General features: G+C 42.3%; 20 protein-coding genes. 10 read left to right on the forward strand and 10 right to left on the reverse strand.

Annotated features, from left to right (window positions below):
- Positions 1-13: 13 nt before the first annotated feature.
- Together pta and ackA are read right to left on the reverse strand one after the other, a co-directional pair.
- The gene (pta, locus tag P3L44_RS08065) at positions 14-2143 is read right to left on the reverse strand and encodes a phosphate acetyltransferase (RefSeq protein WP_153673987.1); all 2130 of its coding nucleotides are present in this window, start codon (positions 2141-2143) and stop codon (positions 14-16) included.
- Positions 2144-2230: 87 nt separating this feature from the next.
- Positions 2231-3433 (reverse strand): acetate kinase, encoded by a 1203-nt coding sequence (gene ackA / locus P3L44_RS08070; RefSeq protein ID WP_004257349.1) that lies wholly within the window; start codon positions 3431-3433, stop codon positions 2231-2233.
- A gap of 592 nt (positions 3434-4025) precedes the next feature.
- Between ackA and yfbV the strand changes: the two genes are divergently transcribed.
- Complete coding sequence (yfbV, locus tag P3L44_RS08075) at positions 4026-4481, forward strand: terminus macrodomain insulation protein YfbV (RefSeq protein ID WP_004257353.1); 456 nt, start codon at positions 4026-4028, stop codon at positions 4479-4481.
- Between the two features lie 139 nt (positions 4482-4620).
- Positions 4621-5115, forward strand: a complete 495-nt coding sequence (locus P3L44_RS08080; protein WP_004257356.1) for a YfbU family protein — start codon at positions 4621-4623, stop codon at positions 5113-5115.
- A gap of 198 nt (positions 5116-5313) precedes the next feature.
- On the opposite strand, the gene P3L44_RS08085 is transcribed toward P3L44_RS08080, so the two are convergent.
- From P3L44_RS08085 to P3L44_RS08110, 6 genes are all read right to left on the reverse strand, one after another.
- Positions 5314-5796 carry a hypothetical protein gene (locus P3L44_RS08085; RefSeq protein ID WP_036957978.1) on the reverse strand — a complete coding sequence of 161 codons (483 nt, stop codon included), beginning with the start codon at positions 5794-5796 and terminating at the stop codon, positions 5314-5316.
- A gap of 108 nt (positions 5797-5904) precedes the next feature.
- Positions 5905-6306, reverse strand: coding sequence for a hypothetical protein (locus P3L44_RS08090; RefSeq protein WP_004257363.1), 402 nt, complete (start codon positions 6304-6306; stop codon positions 5905-5907).
- Between the two features lies 1 nt (position 6307).
- Entirely contained in the window at positions 6308-7825 is a 1518-nt protein-coding gene (locus P3L44_RS08095; RefSeq protein ID WP_272662574.1) for a hypothetical protein, read from the reverse strand.
- Positions 7822-8199, reverse strand: a complete 378-nt coding sequence (locus P3L44_RS08100) for a hypothetical protein (RefSeq protein WP_272662573.1) — start codon at positions 8197-8199, stop codon at positions 7822-7824. The genes P3L44_RS08095 and P3L44_RS08100 overlap by 4 nt, the downstream gene beginning before the upstream one ends.
- Entirely contained in the window at positions 8196-10457 is a 2262-nt protein-coding gene (locus tag P3L44_RS08105) for a type VI secretion system Vgr family protein (protein WP_316928278.1), read from the reverse strand. The genes P3L44_RS08100 and P3L44_RS08105 overlap by 4 nt, the downstream gene beginning before the upstream one ends.
- A gap of 69 nt (positions 10458-10526) precedes the next feature.
- The gene (locus P3L44_RS08110) at positions 10527-11045 is read right to left on the reverse strand and encodes an Hcp family type VI secretion system effector (RefSeq protein WP_004246976.1); all 519 of its coding nucleotides are present in this window, start codon (positions 11043-11045) and stop codon (positions 10527-10529) included.
- A 756-nt stretch (positions 11046-11801) separates the two neighbouring features.
- On the opposite strand from P3L44_RS08110, the gene P3L44_RS08115 reads away from it, so the two are divergent.
- Complete coding sequence (locus P3L44_RS08115; protein ID WP_036958082.1) at positions 11802-12476, forward strand: sugar phosphatase; 675 nt, start codon at positions 11802-11804, stop codon at positions 12474-12476.
- An 88-nt stretch (positions 12477-12564) separates the two neighbouring features.
- Positions 12565-14397 (forward strand): SLC13 family permease, encoded by a 1833-nt coding sequence (locus tag P3L44_RS08120; protein ID WP_004259790.1) that lies wholly within the window; start codon positions 12565-12567, stop codon positions 14395-14397.
- 635 nt (positions 14398-15032) lie between these two features.
- Here P3L44_RS08120 and yfbR read toward each other — a convergent pair.
- Both yfbR and P3L44_RS08130 read right to left on the reverse strand, forming a co-directional pair.
- Complete coding sequence (yfbR, locus tag P3L44_RS08125) at positions 15033-15614, reverse strand: 5'-deoxynucleotidase (RefSeq protein ID WP_004259798.1); 582 nt, start codon at positions 15612-15614, stop codon at positions 15033-15035.
- A 407-nt stretch (positions 15615-16021) separates the two neighbouring features.
- The gene (locus P3L44_RS08130) at positions 16022-17236 is read right to left on the reverse strand and encodes a pyridoxal phosphate-dependent aminotransferase (protein ID WP_004259802.1); all 1215 of its coding nucleotides are present in this window, start codon (positions 17234-17236) and stop codon (positions 16022-16024) included.
- Positions 17237-18026: 790 nt separating this feature from the next.
- Between P3L44_RS08130 and P3L44_RS08135 the strand changes: the two genes are divergently transcribed.
- The 6 genes from P3L44_RS08135 (at position 18027) to nuoF (ending at position 24984) form a co-directional block, all read left to right on the forward strand.
- The gene (locus tag P3L44_RS08135) at positions 18027-18950 is read left to right on the forward strand and encodes a LysR family transcriptional regulator (RefSeq protein ID WP_140172581.1); all 924 of its coding nucleotides are present in this window, start codon (positions 18027-18029) and stop codon (positions 18948-18950) included.
- A 1114-nt stretch (positions 18951-20064) separates the two neighbouring features.
- Positions 20065-20508, forward strand: a complete 444-nt coding sequence (locus P3L44_RS08140; RefSeq protein ID WP_004259806.1) for an NADH-quinone oxidoreductase subunit A — start codon at positions 20065-20067, stop codon at positions 20506-20508.
- An 18-nt stretch (positions 20509-20526) separates the two neighbouring features.
- A complete protein-coding gene (locus tag P3L44_RS08145) occupies positions 20527-21201 on the forward strand; it encodes a NuoB/complex I 20 kDa subunit family protein (protein WP_272662209.1) in 675 nt (224 codons plus the stop codon).
- 74 nt (positions 21202-21275) lie between these two features.
- The gene (gene nuoC / locus P3L44_RS08150) at positions 21276-23078 is read left to right on the forward strand and encodes an NADH-quinone oxidoreductase subunit C/D (protein ID WP_004259810.1); all 1803 of its coding nucleotides are present in this window, start codon (positions 21276-21278) and stop codon (positions 23076-23078) included.
- A 2-nt stretch (positions 23079-23080) separates the two neighbouring features.
- The gene (nuoE, locus tag P3L44_RS08155; protein WP_036958085.1) at positions 23081-23629 is read left to right on the forward strand and encodes an NADH-quinone oxidoreductase subunit NuoE; all 549 of its coding nucleotides are present in this window, start codon (positions 23081-23083) and stop codon (positions 23627-23629) included.
- On the forward strand, positions 23626-24984 hold the full coding sequence (nuoF, locus tag P3L44_RS08160; RefSeq protein WP_004259820.1) for an NADH-quinone oxidoreductase subunit NuoF: 1359 nt from the start codon (positions 23626-23628) through the stop codon (positions 24982-24984). The genes nuoE and nuoF overlap by 4 nt, the downstream gene beginning before the upstream one ends.
- The last annotated feature ends 55 nt before the right edge of the window (positions 24985-25039 follow it).

Below are 25039 nucleotides of genomic sequence, written 5' to 3' on the forward strand. Positions count from 1 at the left end.
ATAAAGAGATGAATTAAGCGTTTTCGTTTTGTACTGCTTGGATAGCAGTTAACGCAACGGTATACACGATGTCATCAACTAATGCACCGCGTGACAAGTCATTGACTGGTTTACGCATACCTTGCAGCATTGGACCAATAGAGACTAAGTCAGCAGAACGTTGTACGGCTTTATACGTGGTATTACCGGTATTCAAGTCTGGGAAGATAAATACGGTCGCTTTACCTGCAACTGGTGAATTAGGTGCTTTTGACTTAGCGACATCTGCCATAACAGCCGCGTCATATTGTAATGGACCATCGATAATTAAATCAGGGCGTTTTTCTTGTGCTAAACGCGTTGCTTCACGCACTTTCTCAACATCACTACCCGCACCTGAATCGCCTGTAGAGTAAGAAATCATCGCAACACGTGGGTCGATACCGAACGCTTTGGCAGAATCCGCAGATTGGATAGCGATTTCAGATAATTGCTCTGCAGTTGGGTCTGGGTTGATAGCGCAGTCACCGTAAACAAATACTTGTTCTGGTAATAACATAAAGAACACAGAAGAAACTAATGAGCTACCCGGTGCTGTTTTAATTAATTGCAACGGTGGACGGATAGTATTTGCCGTCGTATGAACAGCACCAGAAACTAGGCCATCCACTTCGCCTTTCTCTAGCATTAATGTGCCTAATACAACGTTATCTTCTAATTGCTCACGAGCAACAACCTCAGTCATTCCTTTGCTCTTACGTAATTCAACGAGGCGAGCAACGTATTCTTCACGTACTTTAACTGGGTCAACAATTTCAATGCCAGTACCGAGTTCAATACCTTGTGCAGCAGCAACACGACGAATATCTTCTGGGTTACCTAACAGTACGCAAGTTGCAATGCCGCGCTCTGCACAGATAGATGCAGCTTTAACTGTGCGTGGTTCATCGCCTTCAGGAAGAACAATACGCTTGCCCGCTTTACGAGCTAACTCTGTTAACTGATAACGGAATGCAGGAGGTGATAAGCGGTTAGGGCGCTCAGAGTCTGCAACCAATGATTCAATCCAGTCGCTACTAATATGACGAGCCACATAGTTTTGAATTTTTTCAATACGTTCATGGTCATCAGCTGGGACTTCTAAGCTAAAGCTTTGTAGATTCAGGGATGTTTGCCATGTATTGCTTTTCACCATGAAAACAGGCAAGCCAGTTTCGAAGGCTTGTTCACAAAGTTGGCGAATAGGCGCATCGATGTTATAGCCACCAGTTAGTAGAACTGCACCGATTTCAACTCCGTTCATTGCCGCCAGTGATGCAGAAACTAATACATCAGGACGATCCGCTGAGGTCACTAATAATGAGCCTGGACGGAAGTGTTCAAGCATGTGCGGGATGCTACGTGCGCAGAAAGTCACAGATTTAACGCGACGAGTTTTGATTTCGCCTTCGTTAACAATCTCTGCACCCAAGTGTTTTGCCATGTCAATTGCACGGGTGGCAATTAAATCAAAGTTCCATGGAATGGATGCCAGCACAGGCAGATTCAGCGCAGAAAGTTGCTTAGTATCGAGGTTAGCCACAGTCGCTTTGGTTGAATCATCAAAGATTTCAGATAGGTCAGGGCGAGTACGACCTTGTTCATCAACAGGTGCATTCACCTTATTGATAATAACGCCGATGATATTTTTATTACGTTGGCCGCCAAATTCGTTACGTACTAACTCTAAACGCTCTTGCATTTGTGTGATTGAACTGTTGCCTGGTGCAGTGACGAAAACAATCTCTGCGCCTAATGTTTTGGCAATTTCATAGTTTAATGATTGAGCAAATGAATGTTTACGCGTTGGCACTAAACCTTCAATTAAAATCACTTCCGCATTTTTTGTGTGGTCATGATAGCGAGCGACGATTTCTTCCATTAACACATCTTTTTTGGAAGAGGTCAGTAGCGATTCTACGTATTCCATTGTTAGTGGTTCAACAATGGTGGTAATACTTGAATGAGAGCGCAGGACTTCAGTGGTTTGGTCTTTATTGCCAGAGACGCGTGGCTGTGCGATAGGTTTGAAAACGCTTAATTGAACACCTTTTTGTTCCATTGAGCGAACGACACCTAGGCTAACGCTAGTTAAGCCAACGCTGGTGCCAGTAGGTATTAACATAATTGTACGGGACACGGGAACCTCTTTATTTCGGTTACTCTAATGACAAAACGATACCGCCAGCAGGTTGCTGGCGGTAGAAGTTGCTTATGCGGTTAAACGCGCAGTATCTTGGGCGATAACCAACTCTTCATTGGTTGCGATAACCAGTGCTGGGCGGCTGTTATCGGTAGTGATTAAACCTTCTTTACCGAAGCGCGCCGCTAAGTTACGTTCGTGGTCATATTCGAAACCAAGGATAGCCAGTTTCTTCAAGGTAATTTCACGAACTTGCGCTGAGTTTTCACCAATACCACCCGTGAAGATGATAGCATCAAGGCGGCCTTCCATCAGAGCACTATATGCACCAACGTATTTCGCCAAACGATGGCAGAAAACATCCATTGCGCGAGTTGCGTCTTCTTTAGTGCCGTAGTTATCTTCAACATAGCGGCAGTCACTTGTTACGCCAGTTAAACCTAATAAACCAGACTCTTTGGTCAGCATCTTGTTGATTTGCTCAACACTCATACCTAAAGAATCATGTAAATGGAAAATAATTGCAGGGTCGATATCACCACTACGTGTTCCCATTACCAGACCTTCTAATGGCGTTAAACCCATTGAAGTATCAACGCATTTACCGTTAACAATAGCAGTAACAGAACCACCATTGCCTAGGTGGCAAGTGATAACATTTAGCTCATCAACAGGTTTGTTGAGTTTTTTCGCAGCTTCACGGGAAACATAGTAATGGCTTGTACCGTGCGCACCATAACGGCGAATACTATGCTCTGAATATAATTCGTATGGCAATGCATACAGATAAGCTTCCTGCGGCATGGTCTGATGGAATGCGGTATCAAAGACAGCGACATTTTTGTTGACCAGATGCGGGAAGGATTTTCTTGCTTCTTCAATACCGATGAGATGAGCAGGGTTATGCAATGGCGCGAATGGAATAGCCGCTTCGATGCCTTCAATCACTTCATCTGTGATTAATACAGAAGAGGTAAATTTCTCACCACCATGAACAATACGGTGACCGATGGAGGTGATTTGCTCTGATAGCTCAGGTTTTTCAGCAAGAATAGTGTTAACAATGAAATCCAATGCTTCGCTATGCGCTGCACCAGCACCTAAAGGCGCTTCTTTCTTAGCACCATCCATTTTCCACTTAATACGGGCTTCCGGGAGGTTAAAGCACTCAGCTAATCCAGATAAAAATTCATCGCCATTAGTTGGGTCGATGATGGCGAATTTCAGTGAGGAGCTACCGCAGTTTAGAACCAGTACCAGCTTACTTGACATGGAAATACCTATCGTTAATTGTTGTTGTGAAGCCTTTTAAACAACATGAAAAGACTCAGATTAAAAATATACTGCTAGAGCCTAGCGTATTTATGACCTGAAACATCATGATTGATATCATGTTAAAGGCGAAAAAGTTAAAGATCGTGAGACCTCTAGGGGTTTGATAAAACAGGCGCTATCTTTTTTGCCAAGGTATATAAAAGTAAACCTTCGCACCTAGTGTTGAAATAACGACCAAAAACCCCAATATATAACTGTTGTCTATCTTCAGTATCGAAGATGGATAAAGCTACAAAGTAACAAATGCAACAGCAATTCTAAATGTGGCAGATTCTACTAAAAATATTTTATATTTTATACGTTTTTTTTAAAAATAGGGACTTTGATTGATTAAAATCATAAGTGACGTATAAAGTGGTGTTATAGCACAGGGTTACATTGCTATTAGAATAGCTGATATTTAGTAAAGTGACTTAACTTAAGGTAAATGTAATGAAATAATTTCGTTACCTTAAATGTGCTATCATTTTACCATGCGTAATTTATAAATTATTGCCTCAGTTTTTAAGAAGTCGATAGGAAACGTTTCATGAGTACATTGCAAAGTACACCGCCCGGTTTTTTTAAGCGCTTTAGATTAGGTAACCGCTATCTGAAGGCTTTTCCTATGGAGAAAAAACTGTCGCCGATATTCCCCGAAATTCGTATTAACAAGGCGGTACGCTTTGGTATTCGCTTTATGCCGCCCATTGCAATTTTTACATTAGCATGGCAAATCGCGTTAGGTGGGCAATTGGGACCTGCCATTGCCACGGCACTTTTTGCCTGTAGTTTGCCAATGCAAGGTTTATGGTGGTTAGGAAAACGTGCGGCGACACCTTTGCCATCCAGCTTGCTAAGCTGGTTTTATGAGATCCGTGATAAATTTACCGAAGCGGGAATTGCGATGGCACCAGTTGAACACCAACCCGATTATATGGCGTTGGCTGACTTGCTAAAACGTGCATTTAACCAGCTAGATCGTTCCTTTATGGAAGATATCTAAGGGATAATTTTTATTAAAAGGTAGATTTAACAATAAGTAATGCAAAAATAGTGTTTAGATCAATAAAAGCGATGTTTTCACTGTCTATGATTGATGTTGAATGCGAAGATAAGCCATACTTTTTAGTGGGAGAACCCTGATGGAAATGACTAACGCACAACGCTTGATCTTATCTAATCAATATAAAATGATGACCATGCTTGACCCCGATAATGCAGAACGTTATCGCCGACAACAAACCATTATTGAACGTGGTTTCGGTTTACAAATGCGTGAGTTAGACAGAGACTTTGGTCATTTAAGTGAAGATACCTGCCGTACTGTTATTGATATCATGGAAATGTACCATGCGCTGCAAGTCTCTTATAGCAACATGGCTAATAAGGAAGACATTGATGGCCGCCGTGTGCAATTTTTGGGCTTTGATGCGGCAACAGAAGCACGTTATCTGAGCTATGTCCGTTTTATGGTCAACACAGAAGGGCGTTATACCCACTTTGACAGCGGGACGCATGGGTTTAACTCACAAACACCAATGTGGGAAAAATATAATCGTATGTTAGCGATTTGGCATGCATGTCCAAGGCAGTATCATTTATCAGCAGTGGAGATCTCCCAAATTTTAAATGCCTAATGCTCGTCATTCTTCGCGCTGTAGCTTTGTTGACTGCGTTCGGCGACTCGGGTCACATACATTTGTATGTTCCCCGAGATATATTCTCTAGTCGCCTAGCTACAGCGTGAATATTTAGAGCATATTTGCTTGTCATTAGTAAAGCAGTAACACGTGACACTGATATGCGAGCTATATGAGCAAGTTTTTCTGAAAAAGTTAGCAAATACTAAAAATGTCAAAAAAGTGACCTATAAACCAAATGACAAGTAAAACAGCAACAATGCTAGCTACGCCAGCAGCAGCATACAATAGAAGAGAAATAGCGAGAACACTCCCATTTAGCGCTAACGCTATCCTGCCCGATTTTTTGTTTTCATGGCGGATAAATGAAATAGCAGTCAAAATAATGCCAAACACACTGAGCGTTATACTAATTTGTTTGGATAATTCAATTTTATCTAATAAAAGCTGTCGCTGTTCATTGGCAGGATCTACAGTAGGAGCTTGATACGCTTTTCCTTTAATTGCATCGATTGTCGCTTTTTTTATACTACTTACCTTTTCATGAACAATTTGCTCTAACTTAGGTTTGGATTGGACGTATTCACGCTCAAGGCTTTGATTAACAAGTATTACAAGAATGCTAAAAGCTCCAATGATGATGGCAATTAAACTGAATCGATTATAAACCATAGACATAGTCACTAATATTCCCTATTAAATTATCCCCAATATATCGATTGGTAATTGAACATCAAACAATTGCTATTATTTTTTTATTCGTCTCGATATACTTTAATGGCTCTACTATTTTTTATAAATTTCGTTAAGTGAAAGCTCAGTATAATTATCCTTCTCAGATGCCAAATAACTTTCGTTCTTATACATTAAATTCCATACATAGATATAAAAATCCCGAGCGGTTATACCGTCAGGTAAGTCTAATTGAGGTGCTCCAGTATAGTAGCAATCCTTTAGCTCTTTTTCTGAATAGTATGCTATCGCATACTTAAAACTATCCTTGAAACGAATTTGATACTTTAAAGGCAACATATCAATATACGGCTTAAGTATTTTATCAACAATTAAATCAATACTTGAATGATTATTCAAATTCAGTTTCAATAACGCTTCATCTTCATTCGGGCCACCATCAAGTGGAGCCCAAAATCCAGATATATACCATCTACTAATCTTTATCTTTTTCATTTCATTTTATTCCAAATATGCTATACATTTTTCCTGTTTTTTTATCAAAACCAGCTCTTACTGTTGATGTTTGAAAGTATTCGCCTTCTTTTGTATAGCCTTCCGCAACGATTCTTCCCATGTCAACATCGACACGCCCATTTGTATGAATGTTAGGATCATATAATTCACCTGCTTTTTCTATTGCTTCTAACTGATCTTGTGGATTGATAAAACGTGTTGAATTAGTTGGACTACCTTGTACTCCATCGGGAGTATATCCAGTTTTTGATCTGTATTTTTGTTGTTCTAATGTTGTACCGGAACCATGCCTACGTAAGCCATGTATATTGTCGCTACCATATTCTGCTTCAAAGTCTTGTATTTTCTTCTTATACTCCTTTTCTAGACTTACATAAGCAGATTTTACATCCTTTCTTTCAACCGTCAGAATATAATCCCTAAAATCCACCGGCTCTACATCGTGTCCCGTATGGCGCCAAATAATCCCATCATCCGCAATCGGCAGTGTTTCAGGCCGAGTATCAGACTCATGAATAGCAAAACCTTCCGGTTTCTCGACTCTTTGAGGCTGAGGCGAGGGGCCCGCATGAATGATGGGTTCATTTGGGATATCATCAATCCGCGCAGAGATATTAATTATCTCCCCCGATGCCGCTACGCCCATGTAAAGAGTTGTCCCGCCTGCATCAAAACGGTAAATTTCGGCTTGGTTATTAGTGCTCGGCAATCCATTTGGGGATTGATATATCGGTAAGCTCAACACCTCTCTCGCTTCAGCTTCGGAAGCCAATTCACCTTTAATCACCGGCACTTGGTCAAAGCCACTGTCTCGCTCAGTATGGAACGCAATCAGTTGAGATGCACTTGCCATCGCTGCCTCTGTGGTTCCCGTTGAGGCAAATCCCACTCGCATACGTGTTGGTGCAGTTCCACCTATTTCCGCGATTTCCAGCAAGTCTGGGTGTGTTAAACTATCCCCATCATAGATATTCGGTATCATACCAACCAATACGCGAGCACTGTCAAACCAAGTCGACGAACCCAATCCTTTCGATACCCCTTTGGCTATTGCATAGTCATTTTCAGACTGGAAAGCAAATCGCCTTGAGTCTTGATTGATATCCGGTGGATTAATTGCTTGTTGACCCATAGCGCCACCTGCCGCTGCTCCACCGAATCCGCCTATAGGACTCGGAGGCATAGGAGCTACGAAGGCATTGGCAGTACCAATCCCTAACAAGCTCAAAAATGAGGAAGAACGTTGGCTCGGTTGTTTCGCTGCGGCATCAATACCACAGGTATACGCGTTGTAATCACATAGCCCAAAGTTAGCCAAGTCTTCGACGGTGTCGCCCGCATCGGTATTGCCCAGACCTCTCAACGTGGATTTGGCAAATACGGGCTCTGCAATGCGTTTAATCGCAATCACGCGACGATGGTCATAGGGGAACAACAGGGGATAGCCGTTATCCCGTTGTTGATAATGCACTGAACGGCTGATTTGCCCCGCCGTCATGCGGTGGATGATCGTTGGGATATTGGGGTTAATGCTCCAGCGCGGTTGTTTTCACTCAGGAGATACCCCTGTTCACGGCAATAATCACTCAGTGATTTATCGCTGCCTTGAATCGCTGCCGGAGGCGACAGCGTTGTCAGGGCATCGGCTAAGGGTTGCGGTTCAAGGCTCAGTGTATACGGGCGAGCCGTTAAGCCTTCCGCTTTAATCAGGCCTTGTGGGTCACTGCTGCCTTGCAACGTACGGCCTGTGCCTCGCTCGGCGAGCGTATACGGCACGTTGGCTAAGGGTTGTCCTTTATCATCGACCAATTGCAGTTCTAACCAAAATCGGTAGTTTTCACAGATAATGCACGATTCAACCTTCTGACTCATGACGGCTCCGTTGTCGTGGTTAACCAGCCTTGTTGCTGGGCATAGTCCGTAAATTGTGTGGCGGTACGAGTATGAATATCCCCCACGAGTGAGGGATGCAGGTGTAACCAATCCACTAAACGTCGGTGAAGTTGACCTTCCGGTGTGTCGAGTGACAGCGCTATTTCCGCATGGTTTTCCCACAGTTCACACGCCAGGTTTTCCGCTAACAGCGGTATCGCAAACGGGTCAACGCCATCCGGCAATTGAATGTCTACCGCTTGCCCTGAGCCCCCCGCACTGTCGCCAATCGCCACATTGCCTGACGTAAACACATTGCCCGGTGTCACCCGCACAAAACTGCCGCCCACTTTTAAGGTAATTTCCGTCGCCGCATCAATCACCACTTTGCCTTGGCTGGTGATGTGGGTCTCTTGACCACTTTCACTCACCAGTGCACCGTTAATTTGCTGATGATAACTGCCAAGCACCTGTTCAGAGATATCACCTTCTATTTGGGCCTTGTGCGTCCCTTTAATGTGAAGGTGCTCATCCCCTTGAATGTCAGTAAAACGGTGTTGGTCAATACGCTGTTTGACATCGTGTTGGACATGGGTGTGGCTGTCATGTTGAATATGCACATTCATGTCACGCTGGGCATGAATGTACACTTCTTCTTGCCCTGCTTGGTCTTCGAAACGTAATTCGTTAAAGCCTTCCCCTTTATGAGTACATGTTTTAAAGGTGGTGCGTGTTTTTTGGGCGGGTAAATCTAACGGAGGGGCATTGCGACCGTTGTACATGCACCCCGTAATGACGGGACGGTCAATGTCGCCATTCAGGTAACTGATTAAAACCTGCTGCCCAATATGGGGGATACTCATAAACCCATAGCCATTTCCGCTCCAGCCATGCGTCACGGGCACCCAGCAAGACGCACTGTGGTCAGGGATACCACGCCTATCCCAATGGAAATAGACGGTCACTTCCCCTTTGCTGTTCGTATAAATTTCTTCCCCTTTTGGGCCTACGACTGTCGCAACTTCATCCCCATCGGCAAGCGGCTTATATCGGTAAGGCGGTCGCCACTCTTGAGTGCTAGGCACAAAGGAAAGCTGGTTGCTCAATTGAGTGCCTTCACCACCACTGTTATCCGCTAATGGCTGCACACCGTGATGGGATACGCTAATCACTTGCCATGTGGTATTCATGCGAGGGCTAGGATGGTTAGATAAGGTAAAAATACGCCCCGGAGCTAACTCAATGCAGTTAGTCGTGGCTGACCCCACTTGACGCTGGTTTTGCGATTGCTCGTAACGAATTTGGTTTAAGGGTTTACCTTCTGCATCTTCTTGAAAGCGACCGTAACTTTCAAACATTTCATGTTGCTGATGAACTTCACCAGTCACTTGGTGACTCAGTGGATAAGACGGTCGGAGTTGATTGTAATCTTTATCCACACGAATATCGCTGCACAGCTGCTCAGCATAACGCCATGTGGTGGCGGTACTGTCGGTAATATCGGTCTCAGATTGCGGATTATAAGTGAGAGATAGCCCAGCTTTCATACCTAAATGGCGGTCACTGTAAAACAGTTGTGGGCCTTCTTCGAACCAGTAATTAATTCCCTCTTCGGCAGCAAGGCGACACCAGAACTTATACATCGTTTCGCGCTTTTGGGTGATGTAGGGACGTTCAAGATGCTCTTCGGGATGGTAGAATTGCATATTGTGTTTCACACGCGCTTCATCCAGTAACACCTTAAGAACTTGGGGCACCGTCATATTTTGGAAAATTCGACTATCTTGCTTAAGCGTCATCACCCACATTTCAGGGCGTATCACAAAGTGATACCACGTTTTTACACCATCCGTATTGCCTTGCTCTGCACCCGCTAAAATCCCTTGTACCGTGCGAAGAATTTTTCCATCTCGCTTTACAGTCAACGAAGAGGCCGCACCCAATACCGTTTGAAAATCAATCTCGGCTAACGGGCTGACCGCCTGAATCGCCAGTGAAAAGAGTTGGGAAAGCCCTTCTTGCAAATCAAATTGGGTCACTTGAAAGGTGTTTTCAGGTAGCCCACCAATTGTGCAAGTGAATACCAATCCCGTCCCCATTTCACCACTCATAATACGGTCTAGCAGTTGACCATGGGCTTCTTGCAGGGCTTGGTCCTGTGCATAGGTTCTGCCGCCTGTGTATCCGCCACCGTGAATAAGCGGGTTATTTTCGGGGCTGCCAAGTCGTTTGTTTTTATTGGGGTCTTTCCAAGACATGGGAGTTTCCTCTACAGGAGAAAAAGCTAAAAACGCAAACGAGCCTCGAAAGGCTCGCTAAATTCGAACTTACGCTTCGAGCGGCGCACGCCAGTCATCGGCACCGGATGTGCCTGCAACGGTGTGTTCCCAATCGATTTTGCGGTAAGACAGAGAGACTTCGATTAACTGCGTGAAATCCGCTTTTGCGGGGTCTTGGCAGTGCGGCATTTGGCAATCGATATTGACGATAGTCGCATCGGTTAACGTGGTAGTGAAGAAATGCTCTTGTTTACCTTCAACCGATGTGCGGTACCATTTGAGTTCCACTTTCGGCAGCATTTCACCCGAGGCTAATGCGTTATACAGCAGCGGAACGGCTTTATTTAACGCCACGGTGAAACGGAACGGCTTGTGCGCACGTTGGCCTGAAGGCTGGCCGGATTGTGGGTCTGTCGGTACAGTCACAACGTGAGAAAACTCTTGCACTAACATTTGGTCTTCATGACCTTGCACATAGATGTTACCCACTGAATCGGCAGTAAATGCACCGGCAGTGATGTTGCCTTGGGTTTTTCCTTCAATGGAAATATAACATGGAGTTGGCATAGCGATATCCTTTATCCAGAATGACAAATTGGGTTAAGTCGAAATAATTATCGATTAATTTCCGTCATCTCAGCCAGTGCGCACGGTAAGATTTGAGTTAAGGATAATAAAAGCTGATGAATGGACTGTAAACCTGAGGGCCTTTTTGTATCTCCCTAGGATAAGTGACTTAGCGTAAACGGGTTGAAATATCGCTATATAATTCCAGAAAAACACCAAAAACGAATCATAACAAAACAATCATCGAGCAAAAAATAGACCAAACTGCGATAAGCCCAGTAAGTTCTAATGTACATAGAAATAAACTATGTAACCAAATATTTCAGCTTAAGAGGTTATCGCAACCACATGATTTAAAATAAATAAAATAGAGAATTTAAGCTACCCTCTACTAGCAGTGAAATTATCGGTCTAATTCATCAGTCTAATTCATCAGTGCATTTAACTATTTATCATGTAATTACTGGTTATTAATATTGATAAATATGCTAACCAACTGTAAGTTTTACGTTTTTCCTGTGTGGTACAGGAGCAATATAATGATTTCGTAAAAAAGCAAATACAACAGAAATCACCATATCGTTCAAAAAACACAAAGATCAACAGCCCTAGCGCATTCAAATTTATGTCTTAGGCTCAATTCTTAACTATTTTTAATATTGAGGTTGCGTATGAGCGCCTATTTAGCGTTAACTAGTGGGCTAGAATCGATTCAACTTTTTATGTTATGTGAATTGCAAAATTAAAGGGGTAGATGTGAAATTAAAGGCAAAAGGGTTTCTATTTGATTTAGACGGTACGTTAGCGGATTCACTCGCAGTCGTTGAACGTTGCTGGTGCAAATTTGGTGAGCGTATTGGTAAAAGTGCGGACGAAGTTATTAGCTATATTCATGGTAAACCCGCAATGACCAGTTTGCGCCATTTTTTACCCGAGGCGAGTGATGAAGAAATTATGGAATACTTCCATTGGCTAGAAAAAATGGAAAGCGAAGATGTGGAGGGCGTTGTTGCTCTACCCGGCGCTATTGCTTTGCTGACGCGTTTAAATGAAATTGGTGCACCGTGGGCAATTGTCACCTCTGGTACTGTACCAATTGCTCATGGGCGTCAACAAGCGGCAGGGTTACCAGAGCCTAAACATTGGGTAACATTTGAAAAAGTGTCCAAAGGTAAGCCTGACCCAGAGCCGTTTTTACTTGGTGCCCAAGCACTTTCTTTTCCTGCAAAATCCTGTATTGCCTTTGAAGATGCACAAGCAGGCATCCATTCAGCATTAACAGCTGGTTGCCAAGTGGTGGCAGTCCATGCACCAGAAGGGATGCCTCGTCGTGATGAAATTCAAGTAATTGTGAGTTCATTGGAACAAATTTCCGTTATGGGACCTGACAATAATGGTGATTATGAACTTTTCGTGTCTAATTTGACTTAATGGTGATTTAATCAAAGAAATTCTCCGTAAAACATGCTTAACTAAATAAAATTCTTAGCAATGTTTTTTTTCGTCGAAAGGGGATATTTTGAACGGAGAATTGCTGTGGGTCTTAACCCTTCTATTGATTGCGATAGTTCTATTTACCACAAATAAAATTCGCATGGATGTGGTCGCGTTACTTGTCATTGTCGCGTTTGTGCTGAGCGATACCTTAACGCTAGAACAAGCTACCGCAGGTTTTGCTGACCCCAACGTCCTGCTAATTGCAGCATTGTTTGTTATTGGTGATGGACTTGTTCGCACAGGGATAGCCTATCAAATGGGAGACTGGCTTGTTCGCGTTGCAGGAAGCAGCGAAAGCAAAATGCTGGTTTTCTTAATGCTCACCGTCGCTGGGTTAGGGGCTTTTATGAGTTCCACAGGAGTGGTGGCTATCTTTATCCCCGTCGTATTAAGCGTTGCATCACGCATGAAAACGTCCCCTAGCCGGTTGATGATGCCATTAGGCTTCGCAGGGCTTATCAGTGGAATGATGACACTGGTGGCCACGCCACCGAATATGGTAGTGAATAGTGAGTTAGTACGAGAGGGGATCAAAGGCTTTCAATTTTTCTCTATTACCCCTATAGGCATTCTCATTTTATTAGCCGGTATTGCCTACATGTGGCTAACAAGGCGTTGGCTAGGCAGTAATGAACCCGACAAACTCCCTGAGCGTTATCGACGTACTTTCCGTGATTTAATTCGTGATTACAAATTGACGGGTAGAGCTCGCCGCCTTGCTATCCGAAAAGGTTCGCCACTCATAGGCCATACGCTTGATGAACTGCATCTTCGCTCCCGTTATGAAGCTAACGTGGTTGGGATAGAGCGTTGGCGTAAATTCCGTCGCGTGATGGTGAGTGCAACGGGGGGAACCGAGCTACGCGAGCGGGATGTTTTATTAGTCGATATATCCGTGAGTGATGACGATTTGCGCCAATTTTGTAGCGAGCAACTTCTTGAACCGATGATTTTACGGGGAGATTATTTTTCAGACCAATCACGTGATGTGGGAATGGCTGAAGTGTCGATGAACCCTGATTCCGAACTATTGGGGAAATCGTTGAGGGACATTAAATTTCGTACTCGTTATGGTTTGAACGTTGTTGGTATTCGTCGAGATGGCAAGGCACTGGATGGAAAGCTAGTTGATGAACCGCTTAGGTTAGGTGATATTTTATTAGTTATTGGTGATTGGAAATTGATCCGAATTTTATCGACTAAGCCGCGTAACTTTATTGTATTGAACCTAGCTGCTGAAGTCGAGGCCGTTGCACCCGCTGCATCTCAGGCTCCTCATGCCTTGTTTTGTTTGGCGCTAATGGTCGCGATGATGGTGACCAATGAAATTCCTAATTTTATTGCAGCACTTATTGCCTGTTTGTTAATGGGGAAATTTCGCTGTATCGATATGGAAAGCGCTTATAAGTCAATTCACTGGCCTAGTATTATCTTAATTGTTGGGATGATGCCTTTTGCGCTAGCATTACAAGAAACAGGGGGGATTGCGCTTGCTGTCGATGCGTTAATGAAAGTGGCTGGTGGGTTAGGGCCGCACGTGATGTTATTGTGCCTGTTTATTTTGTGCGCCACTATTGGCTTATTTATTTCCAATACCGCAACAGCGGTGTTAATGGCGCCGATTGCCATTGCGGCGGCGCGTCAAATGGAGGTTTCACCACTTCCTTTTGCCATGATTGTTGGGATAGCCGCATCCGCTGCCTTTATGACCCCAGTTTCATCACCAGTGAATACCTTAGTTTTAGGGCCTGGTGGGTATAAATTTGCTGATTTTCTAAAAATTGGTGTACCGTTTACTATTATCGTAATGTTAATTAGTATTTTGGTCGTACCGGTATTATTTCCCTTTAATTAATTTTTGTTATTTATAATTTCAAAATTACCATCAATAACGAATGAAAAGCAAATCGTTATTGATGGTTTTCTATTAAAAAAACGTAAGCGTTAATATTTATTCGTTTTTTCATTTGATAAATGAAATGCTAGCTTATTTCTGACAAATCAATGTGAGGAATATATAATATGAATAAAGAAACTGCTACACCGGAAAGGTATTATTTGGGCTTGGCAACATTTGAAAACTTTTAAGGGGAAGACTTAAGTTCTGTTGTCATTGAGCACTATGTTAATAACCTTAGTAATAGCAGAACGAAAAAATATCCCAGTTCACAAACTTTGGCTAATATTGCAAATAAAGCAGTTATGAAAGATATTTTTGCATTTAAATATGAGCTCGGTATTAATGATTCATATGATTACTGGGTAGTTGAAATAACAACTAAAAGTAGCAAAAAATATCGTACAAAATCGAGTTTTTATTGTTCTATTACCTTTGAAGATAAAGGAAAAGTGGTTTTGGGGGTTAATGGGGACTTTAAGCGGCTGTATGTGCATTTTCCGTCATCGTCTGACTGTTCTACGGCATTTAACGAAGTATAATTAATAACTGCTTATGCAGAGTAGGAATATTTATTATTCCTACTAAAAAAATTAATTACTGATTTCATCAAGGGAAAGTTTAAAACCTGGGACAAATTTTTCCATAAAATAGTCCATTTCAGGGCTTTTTCTTTCTTCTAATATTTTCTCTAGGCGTTTTTTTGCAAGTTTAAATTCACTATTACCCGCGGAAAGCTCTTCTAAACATTTTAAATAAGCGCACAATGAGTCAGCTTGTTTAACCAATGAATGTTCTTCATCAGTTTGTAAATCTTCAATAATTAGCTCACGGAAGTCATCTTGCAGTTCTTCTGGTAGCATTTCGAGTAATTTTTGTTGGGCGAACTTCTCTATTTTTTTGTATTCATGAGCAATTTGCTGATTATGATATTTAATCGGAGTTGGTAAATCTCCAGTGATAACTTCGCTCGCATCATGGTACATGGCTAACATGGCTATTCGTTCTGCATTAACCTGACCGCCGAATCGACGATTTTTGATGATAGCAAGAGCATGGGCAACCATAGCCACTTGTAAGCTATGTTCCGAAACGTTTTCAGTTCGTACATTGCGCATTAAAGGCCAGCGGTGAATGAGTTTCATTCTAGCAAGGTGGGCGAAAAAGTAGCTCATAAGTCCTCTTCTGTGGTGTCTGCAAACAACTAAAATTATAACGGAAATAATGTGGTAGTGATATATTTTTATTGTTTTTTAATAAGTTACTAGTTCGTAATTATTTATTAATATTTATTTTCATATTAAGATAATCATAATAATATAATCAATTTTAGATTGTAACTTAATTGCTATTTTAATTGTGTTGAATTATGTAATTAAAAAAATATAATGGATGTTCAATCCGGAAATAACGAGGCAATATGAAATATTTTCCATTTATATTATTGGGGTTTTTCCTTGTGGCAATTTATTTTATTTCTATTCTTTGATTATCAAAATAATACAGTCTATTAATGATGGCTAAATTTAGAATAAAAAAAGCCTCCGGAATTAGGAGGCTTTTTATTATTTTGAATAAATTTTTATTGGCGATAACCTTCAAGGAAACGGCCAAATTTATTAATCGCCATTTCAAGGTCATCTGCATAAGGTAATGTGACAATTCTAAAGTGATCGGGTTCAGGCCAGTTAAATGCGGTACCTTGAACTAATAACACTTTCTCTTGTAACAATAGGTCTAAAATCATTTTCTGGTCGTCATAGATATTAAATCGTTTAATATCGATTTTTGGGAACATATACAGAGCACCTTGTGGTTTGACACATGAAACGCCCGGTATTTGGTTGATCAACTCCCATGCACGATTACGTTGCTCATATAAACGACCACCTGGTTGAATAAATTCACTGATACTTTGGTAGCCCCCGAGTGCAGTTTGAATAGCATGCTGCATTGGAACGTTAGCACACAGGCGCATCGAGGCCAGCATTTCTAAACCTTCAATATAGCTTTTTGCATGTTTTTTCGGGCCGTTTAATACCATCCAACCTTGGCGAAAACCAGCGACGCGATAAGTTTTAGATAAACCATTAAATGTGATGGTTAATAAATCTGGGGCGAGGGCGGCAATAGAGTGATGTACAGCATCATCATAAAGAATTTTATCGTAGATCTCATCAGCATAAATAATAAGATTGTGCTGGCGAGCCAATTCGACAATTTCCATTAATAGGTCTTTGCTGTAGACCGCACCCGTTGGGTTATTGGGGTTAATGACCACAATACCACGTGTTCTTGGTGTGATTTTTTTGCGAATATCTTCAATATCAGGCATCCAACCTTGCTGTTCATCACACATATAATGAACTGCTTTTCCTCCCGAAAGGGAAACTGCAGCAGTCCATAATGGATAATCAGGCGCTGGTACTAACATTTCATCACCATTATTAAGCAGTGCTTGCATGGCTTGTACGATTAATTCGGAAACACCATTACCAATGTAGACATCTTCTACTGTCATTTCATGAATGCCACGAGCTTGGTAATGCTGCACAATCGCTTTACGGGCAGAATACAAGCCTTTTGAGTCGCAATAACCTTGAGAACTTGGCAGATTACGCAAGACATCCACAAGGATTTCATCTGGAGCTTCAAAACCAAACGGGGCCGGATTACCAATATTGAGTTTGAGGACTTTGTTGCCTTCTTCTTCTAGGCGCTTCGCTTCTTTTAATACGGGCCCACGAATGTCATAGCAAACATTATCGAGCTTACTGGATTTAGTTAGATTATTCATAGTTCTCTCATTACCCTAAGGGTTGCATTGGTCGGGCCGACGTTATTCCTTTACTGTACTCCTCCCTCAGAAGCTTTTGAAGATGCAAGGTTATTTTTGGTGTAAAAGGTTGGTTTACGCTTAAATGTAATGTTTGGTATCTTATTATTTATTTTAGGCTGGTTGTATATTCTCATAATATTGAGCTGGTTGAATTATAATATCGACATTCTTTGATGTTTTGGAGTATAAAAAGTAAAAAAGCATAAAAATAGCGGAAAAAAAGAAAATTGTATCAAAATGTAATATTAAGCATTGAATCATTAAATCAGACATGATTTTTTTGCTGTAATAGCCTTTTTTTATAATAATCAGGGCGATTTTGTTAGTAATATTGATTGTTTCAAGCTGCTTTCTTTAACCAAAAGTGCTGCTTAAAATTATAACCATTTGATATTTTTGACTATATAAAAATAGTGAAACGAATTTTATAATGTGCTTACATTAAAATAATTGTGATTACATTAAATATGTTACTATTTAAGCGTAACCTATCAAGCGCGTTTTAGCGTGTTTTTTAGGAAATCATCCCACTTTTATTAAAATTATTTGATTTTTGGAAGTATGCTATTTGTACCCTGCTCTATCGTTAGCGATTAATGAGCTGGATGCAAAAAAGTAAAATAATGAGAAGTCATTGCAGATCTATGGATTAGAAATGCACTCGCTTAGTAGTCGCTATAAACTCGCTGATTCTCATGGAGGAGAGCAGAAACACCAGGTAACATAAAATTATATAAGAGAATGAACGATGATAAATTCCAATCGTCCCATCATGAACCTAGATCTTGATTTGCTACGTACTTTCGTCGCTGTCGCAGATCTTAACACATTTGCAGCCGCAGCTGCAGCCGTTTGTCGAACACAATCTGCTGTGAGCCAGCAAATGCAACGTTTAGAGCAATTAGTCGGCCGTGAGCTTTTCGCTCGCCATGGGCGAAATAAACTGCTCACCGCGCACGGATTGCAATTACTTGGCTACGCAAGGCAAATATTGCGCGCCAATGACGATGCAACGGCATCATTAACTTATAATGACGCCGATGGTGAATTGCGTATCGGTGCATCTGATGACACTGTCGATATCCTATTACCTTTCTTGCTTAATCGTATCGCGTCTGTCTATCCAAGAATTGCAATTGAAGTACGCATTAAACGAGCTCAGTTTATTGAGTCAATGCTTGATAACCATGAGATAGATCTTGCATTAACAACGGCAAGAATTAGCCACCATCCTAAAACGGCTTTAAGAACCGTGCCTGTTTTGTGGCATAGCGCACCCGATTTTCAATTGCGTCCGAATGAGCCGATCCCATTAGTTGTTATGGATGAAACTAACCCATATCGTAAACTTTGTACTAGTGCCCTTGATGATGCAGGTTTGTCATGGCATGTTGCTTATGAAGCAGCTTCTCTGCCTGCTGTTCGTGCAGCAGTTAATGCGGAAGTAGGGGTAACTGCAAGGCCAATGGAAATGCAAAATGCAGATTTACGTATTTTGAATGAAGCTGATGGGTTGCCACGTTTACCCGATATTCAGTATTGGTTGTATAAGAATGCAGACGAGCAAAAAGATTTTGTTCTGACAGTATTCAGTGCGATTGAAAACAAAAAAATCCCTTATGTTGCAGCCTCAGCAAGTGAGTTGATGGATAGCAGCGAGGAAGGTAATTAAGTTAATCGATTCATCTAGTTGCTTTAATCGCAATATCTAATCGATTTATTGTACTGGCGGTAATTCCAATTATTTTGGGATTGCCGTTTTTTTATATCATTTTTGTTGGTTTATTACTGAATCACTTGTTTGTGATCAATGTGTTATTGGCTGTGTACAAATAAAATCAATGTGTTAATCGCAATCTAAAGAAGGCTCGTGTGGCGACTGAGATAGCTATTTTTGGTTAAATGGTTAACACACGGGTAGGTTAAGCTGTTAGATAACAGTTTAACGGATTCGTTGGTAATAACTGAAACGATTATTTCATGCAGTGGAACTCAATTTTCAATATTGGGAAATGGTATCGAGAAATTTGTTTTTATGCATGTTTAAATAATGTCCAGTGATATCCTTAGTAGGATATCGAGTTCAAATTTATCGATTTTTTATTAATTTCCGCTCATAAAAAAAGCAAATAACCACTTAATAAGTATGGTTAAATAAGAAAGACCATGAAATAATTGTGATGTAGCTGGCATAACCTGAATTTCATTGTTTGGTTAACAATTTGTTATGTTATTAACAATGTTTTTTTATTGAATAGATAAAATAGCGCTGTAATGTCAGTTAGTTACTTGAAGTAATGCGTTAAAAAGAGTTACAAAGACTTAAAGTTAAATTGAATGCTATGTAAACAAATTGAGTACTTTTTCAATAAAAGTGTGCGTTAGATCAAATAAAAAGAGCAATTTTTCATCTGTTAAGACAGGTTTTTCCTGAGATAATGGTGTAGTAAAAACGAATAATCAGTTAAACTAGTTTGCGTGTTTACTTGAGTATCATTACACTGACACGTTTTAGCAGATTATGAGTGCTTTTTGTTGTTCTGTTGTTTTCAAAGTGTGAGGTTTTTGTAACAAATACGGGTTATTTTACTTAGTTTAAGTGAAATAAATTGTAATGAGAGAGGACAAACCAAACGCAGTCAACAGGCTGATTTAAGTTTGGTGATATTTTAGTTTGTGATCAATTTTGGTCTTTCTTCTCGATTAACTGGGCAATTGTGGTGCAATACTGCCGTGATGTAAAAAAGAGCAGCTAACACACCATAAGTAATGAGTAAGCAACGAGTATGTCTACATCAATCCTAGCGTTAGCCCATAACTGGGCGTTTGCGATATTCCTTATCGGCACTATCGGTCTTTGTGCTTTCATGTTGGTCGCAGGTCACTTTTTAGGTAGCCGCGCCAAAGCCAGAACAAAACATGTTCCTTATGAGTCAGGTATCGACTCGGTCGGTAGTGCACGTCTCCGCATGTCTGCTAAGTTTTACTTAGTTGCCATGTTTTTCGTTATCTTCGATGTTGAAGCCATGTTCTTATTTGCATGGTCAGTCGCCATCCGCGAAGCCGGTTGGGTAGGTTTCATCGAAGCCGCGATCTTTATTTTGGTATTGTTGGCGGGACTGTTTTACCTCGTCCGCGTTGGGGCATTGGATTGGACTCCAGTCCGTTCCCGCGGAAAAGTAAAGCATCCTAGTGAAGTTATTAAAATCAGCAATCGTCATCCGCAGTAAAAAGCGAGGCATTATACAATGGATTATACGCTCACCCGCATAGATCCGAACGGTGAGAACGACCGTTACCCACTGCAAACTCAGGAAATCGTTACCGATCCACTGGAGCAGCAAGTTGAAAACAGTGTTTACATGGGAAAACTTTCTCATGCACTTCACGATGTGGTTAATTGGGGGCGCAAAAACTCTCTATGGCCATATAACTTTGGTCTTTCATGTTGCTATGTAGAAATGGTGACTTCGTTCACGGCTGTTCATGACGTTGCCCGCTTTGGTGCAGAAGTACTGCGTGCTTCACCTCGTCAAGCCGATTTCATGGTAGTAGCAGGTACTTGTTTCACAAAAATGGCACCTGTTATTCAACGTCTGTATGACCAAATGCTTGAACCAAAATGGGTAATTTCCATGGGTTCATGTTCCAACTCTGGTGGTATGTATGACATTTACTCTGTTGTACAAGGCGTCGATAAATTTATTCCTGTGGATGTGTATATCCCAGGTTGCCCACCGCGTCCAGAAGCCTATATGCAGGCTCTGCTTCTGTTGCAAGAATCTATCGGTAAAGAGCGTCGACCGCTGTCTTGGGTTGTTGGAGACCAAGGGGTTTACCGTGCCAATATGCAATCAGAAAGAGAAAGAAAGCACGGTGAACGTATTGCAGTGACAAACCTGCGTACACCAGACGAAATTTAAGGCTTAAAGCCATACAGCGTAACAGAGCAATGTTGTTGCGAAATAATAAACCTGATCAAGCGTTATGGTGAAGAATGATGACAGATCAGATAGCGCAAGCGAGTAGTAACCAGCCAGGATGGCAGACACAGGATCACTTAAACGACCCTGTGCTTCTGGAACTGCGCAATCAATTTGGGCCGGATGCCTTTTCTGTTCAAGCAACTCGCACTGGTATGCCAGTGCTTTGGGTGCGTCGTGAACAGTTACTGGAAGTGGTCGATTTCCTAAAGAAATTACCAAAACCGTATGTCATGTTATTTGACTTACATGGGGTAGATGAACGTCAACGAATTCACCGTCAAGGTCTGCCAGAAGCAGACTTTAGTGTTTTCTACCACCTCATCTCTATCGATCGTAACCGCGATATCATGTTAAAAGTCGCTCTTAATGAGAAAGACTTAAACGTGCCTTCTATTGTTTCCCTGTTCCCGAATGCGAATTGGCATGAGCGTGAAGTGTGGGATATGTTCGGTATAACGTTCCAAGGTCACCCAAATTTACGCCGCCTTTTAATGTCACCAAGCTGGGAAGGTCACCCGCTGCGTAAGGATTATCCTGCGCGTGCGACTGAGTTTGACCCTTTTGTTCTGACTAAGCAGAAACAAGATCTGGAAATGGAAGCTTTGACTTTCAAACCAGAAGAGTGGGGCATGGCACGTGGAAATGAAAACGAAGATTTCATGTTCCTGAACTTGGGGCCAAACCACCCATCCTCACACGGTGCGTTTCGTATCGTATTACAACTGGATGGTGAAGAAATTATTGACTGTGTACCTGACATTGGCTACCACCACCGTGGTGCTGAAAAAATGGGTGAACGCCAGTCATGGCACAGCTACATTCCTTACACTGACCGTATCGAGTACCTCGGTGGTTGTGTGAATGAAATGCCATATGTGTTAGCTGTTGAAAAACTGGCTGGCATTGAAGTGCCGGATCGCGTGAAAACCATTCGTGTCATGCTGTCTGAGTTATTCCGCATTAACAGCCACTTACTGTACATCAGTACCTATATCCAAGACGTTGGTGCGATGACTCCTGTCTTCTTTGCGTTTACCGACCGTCAAAAAGTCTACAACGTGATTGAAGCGATTACCGGTTTCCGTATGCACCCTGCATGGTTCCGTATCGGTGGTGTTGCGCATGACTTACCGCGTGGTTGGGAAAAACTGCTTCGCGAATTATTAGACTGGTTGCCAAAACGTTTAGAGTCTTATGTGACTTCTGCACTGAAAAACTCCATCTTAAAAGGTCGCTCTATCGGTACTGCAATGTACTCAAAAGAAGAGGCGTTGGCATGGGGTGTGACAGGAGCTGGATTACGTGCAACAGGCGTTGATTTTGACGTGCGTAAATGGCGTCCATATTCAGGCTATGAAAACTTTGAGTTTGATATCCCTATCGCTCACAACGGTGACTGTTATGATCGCGTGATGATTAAAGTAGAAGAGATGCGCCAGAGTATTCGTATTCTTGAGCAATGCTATAAGAATATGCCAGAAGGTCCTTTCAAAGCTGACCATCCATTGACAACTCCGCCACCAAAAGAGCGCACGTTGCAGCATATCGAAACCCTGATCAACCACTTCTTACAAGTGTCTTGGGGGCCGGTGATGCCAGCAAATGAGTCATTCCAGATGGTTGAAGCGACGAAAGGTATCAACAGCTACTACTTAACCAGTGATGGCAGCACAATGAGCTACCGTACGCGTATTCGTACGCCAAGCTACGCTCACTTGCAGCAAATTCCTGCCGTGATCAGAGGTAGTTTAGTTTCAGACTTAATCGTCTATCTGGGTAGTATCGATTTTGTAATGTCGGATGTGGATCGCTAACCATGCATAATGAACATAACGAAAATGAGAAGCACAACGAGCTCAATGTCGTGAATGTGTTTGAACCGCAAGTCAATCATGGCTTTGTCTTAACAGAGAAAGAGCGTGAAGAGATTGAAGGTGAGAAACACCATTACGAAGACGCACGTGCTGCCTCAATTGAAGCACTGAAAATTGTGCAAAAAAACCGCGGTTGGGTTGAAGATGGTGCGATCCATGCTATCGCTGACGTCTTAGGCATCCCAGCCAGTGATGTTGAAGGTGTGGCGACATTCTATAGCCAAATCTTCCGCCAGCCAGTGGGTCGCCACATTATTCGCTATTGCGACAGTGTTGTTTGCCATATTACAGGTTATCAGGGCTTAGAAGCTGAAATCATTAAACAGCTTAATATTCGCCCTGGTCAAACAACAGCTGATGGCCGCTTTACATTGCTGCCGACCTGTTGCCTAGGTAACTGTGACAAGGGTCCAACGATGATGATCGATGATGACACTCACAGCTACGTGCAGCCTGAAAATATTCAAAAATTACTGGAGCAGTATCCATGACAAATTCTGTTAATCCAGTGATCCGTACTGCTGAAACTCATCCTCTAACATGGCGTTTGCGTGATGACAATCAGCCTGTTTGGTTAGATGAGTATCGCAGTAAAAACGGATACAAAGGTCTTGAGCGTGCGCTCAAAGGCATGGCACCGGATGAAGTTGTGAATCTCGTAAAAGACGCTGGCCTGAAAGGGCGCGGCGGTGCGGGTTTCTCAACGGGTCTGAAATGGAGCCTGATGCCAAAAGACGAAAACATGAAACTGCGTTACTTCTTATGTAATGCGGATGAAATGGAACCGGGCACCTATAAAGACCGTTTATTGATGGAGCAACTCCCTCACTTGTTAGTTGAAGGGATGATCACAGGCGCTTATGCACTTAAAGCCTATCGTGGTTATATCTTCTTACGGGGCGAGTATGTTGAAGCAGCGCAAAATCTGCGCCGTGCCATCGAAGAAGCCAAAGCGGCGGGTCTGTTAGGCAAAAATATCCTCGGTTCAGGTTTTGATTTCGAACTATTTGTTCACACCGGCGCTGGGCGTTATATCTGCGGTGAAGAAACTGCACTGATTAACTCCTTAGAAGGCCGTCGCGCTAACCCACGTTCTAAGCCACCATTCCCTGCAACATCAGGTGCTTGGGGTAAACCAACTTGTGTCAATAACGTCGAAACTATTTGTAACGTGCCAGCAATTTTAGAGCACGGCGACCAATGGTATATCGATTTAAGCGCAGGTAAGAGTAAAGACGCGGGTACTAAATTAATGGGCTTCTCTGGCCGCGTGAAAAATCCGGGTCTGTGGGAATTGCCATTTGGTACAACGGCACGTGAAGTGTTGGAAGATTACGCAGGTGGTATGCGTGATGGACTGAAATTAAAAGCATGGCAGCCGGGTGGGGCAGGGACAGACTTCCTAACCAACGACCACCTCGACTTACCAATGGATTTCGAAAATATTGCCAAAGCAGGAAGCCGTCTTGGTACTGCATTGGCGATGGCGGTTGATCATGAAATCAACATGGTTTCTTTAGTGCGTAACTTAGAAACCTTCTTTGCCCGTGAATCCTGTGGTTGGTGTACGCCGTGCCGCGATGGTCTGCCATGGAGTGTGAAAATTTTACAAGCGCTGGAAAAAGGCGAAGGGCAACCGGGGGATATTGAAACCCTAGAGCAGCTGTGCCGTTTCTTAGGGCCGGGTAAAACTTTCTGCGCTCACGCACCGGGTGCGGTCGAACCGCTACAAAGTGCCATCAAATATTTCCGTGATGAATTCGAAGCGGGTATCTCGCAAAAAGATCTGCGTAACATTGTGCAGATTGCGGGTATCCAACCCAACCTGCTGAAGCAGCGCTGGTAATTGTTTAGCGATTGAGCAACCGCTAAATAGATTTTTCACGAAGAACGTATTTTTG

The organism is Providencia sp. PROV175 (assembly GCF_032707045.1).
Classification (GTDB): domain Bacteria; phylum Pseudomonadota; class Gammaproteobacteria; order Enterobacterales; family Enterobacteriaceae; genus Providencia; species Providencia hangzhouensis.

Bases quoted from the DNA above. Each gene is read 5' to 3' on its own strand.
- P3L44_RS08085 (WP_036957978.1), bottom strand. From the start codon at position 5,796: ATGTCTATGGTTTATAATCGATTCAGTTTAATTGCCATCATCATTGGA.
- pta (WP_153673987.1), bottom strand. From the start codon at position 2,143: ATGTTAATACCTACTGGCACCAGCGTTGGCTTAACTAGCGTTAGCCTA.
- yfbV (WP_004257353.1), top strand. From the start codon at position 4,026: ATGAGTACATTGCAAAGTACACCGCCCGGTTTTTTTAAGCGCTTTAGA.
- P3L44_RS08135 (WP_140172581.1), top strand. From the start codon at position 18,027: ATGATAAATTCCAATCGTCCCATCATGAACCTAGATCTTGATTTGCTA.
- P3L44_RS08130 (WP_004259802.1), bottom strand. From the start codon at position 17,236: ATGAATAATCTAACTAAATCCAGTAAGCTCGATAATGTTTGCTATGAC.
- P3L44_RS08105 (WP_316928278.1), bottom strand. From the start codon at position 10,457: ATGTCTTGGAAAGACCCCAATAAAAACAAACGACTTGGCAGCCCCGAA.
- ackA (WP_004257349.1), bottom strand. From the start codon at position 3,433: ATGTCAAGTAAGCTGGTACTGGTTCTAAACTGCGGTAGCTCCTCACTG.
- P3L44_RS08090 (WP_004257363.1), bottom strand. From the start codon at position 6,306: ATGAAAAAGATAAAGATTAGTAGATGGTATATATCTGGATTTTGGGCT.
- P3L44_RS08145 (WP_272662209.1), top strand. From the start codon at position 20,527: ATGGATTATACGCTCACCCGCATAGATCCGAACGGTGAGAACGACCGT.
- P3L44_RS08110 (WP_004246976.1), bottom strand. From the start codon at position 11,045: ATGCCAACTCCATGTTATATTTCCATTGAAGGAAAAACCCAAGGCAAC.
- P3L44_RS08140 (WP_004259806.1), top strand. From the start codon at position 20,065: ATGTCTACATCAATCCTAGCGTTAGCCCATAACTGGGCGTTTGCGATA.
- nuoF (WP_004259820.1), top strand. From the start codon at position 23,626: ATGACAAATTCTGTTAATCCAGTGATCCGTACTGCTGAAACTCATCCT.
- nuoE (WP_036958085.1), top strand. From the start codon at position 23,081: ATGCATAATGAACATAACGAAAATGAGAAGCACAACGAGCTCAATGTC.
- P3L44_RS08095 (WP_272662574.1), bottom strand. From the start codon at position 7,825: ATGACGGCGGGGCAAATCAGCCGTTCAGTGCATTATCAACAACGGGAT.
- yfbR (WP_004259798.1), bottom strand. From the start codon at position 15,614: ATGAGCTACTTTTTCGCCCACCTTGCTAGAATGAAACTCATTCACCGC.
- P3L44_RS08080 (WP_004257356.1), top strand. From the start codon at position 4,621: ATGGAAATGACTAACGCACAACGCTTGATCTTATCTAATCAATATAAA.
- P3L44_RS08100 (WP_272662573.1), bottom strand. From the start codon at position 8,199: ATGAGTCAGAAGGTTGAATCGTGCATTATCTGTGAAAACTACCGATTT.
- nuoC (WP_004259810.1), top strand. From the start codon at position 21,276: ATGATGACAGATCAGATAGCGCAAGCGAGTAGTAACCAGCCAGGATGG.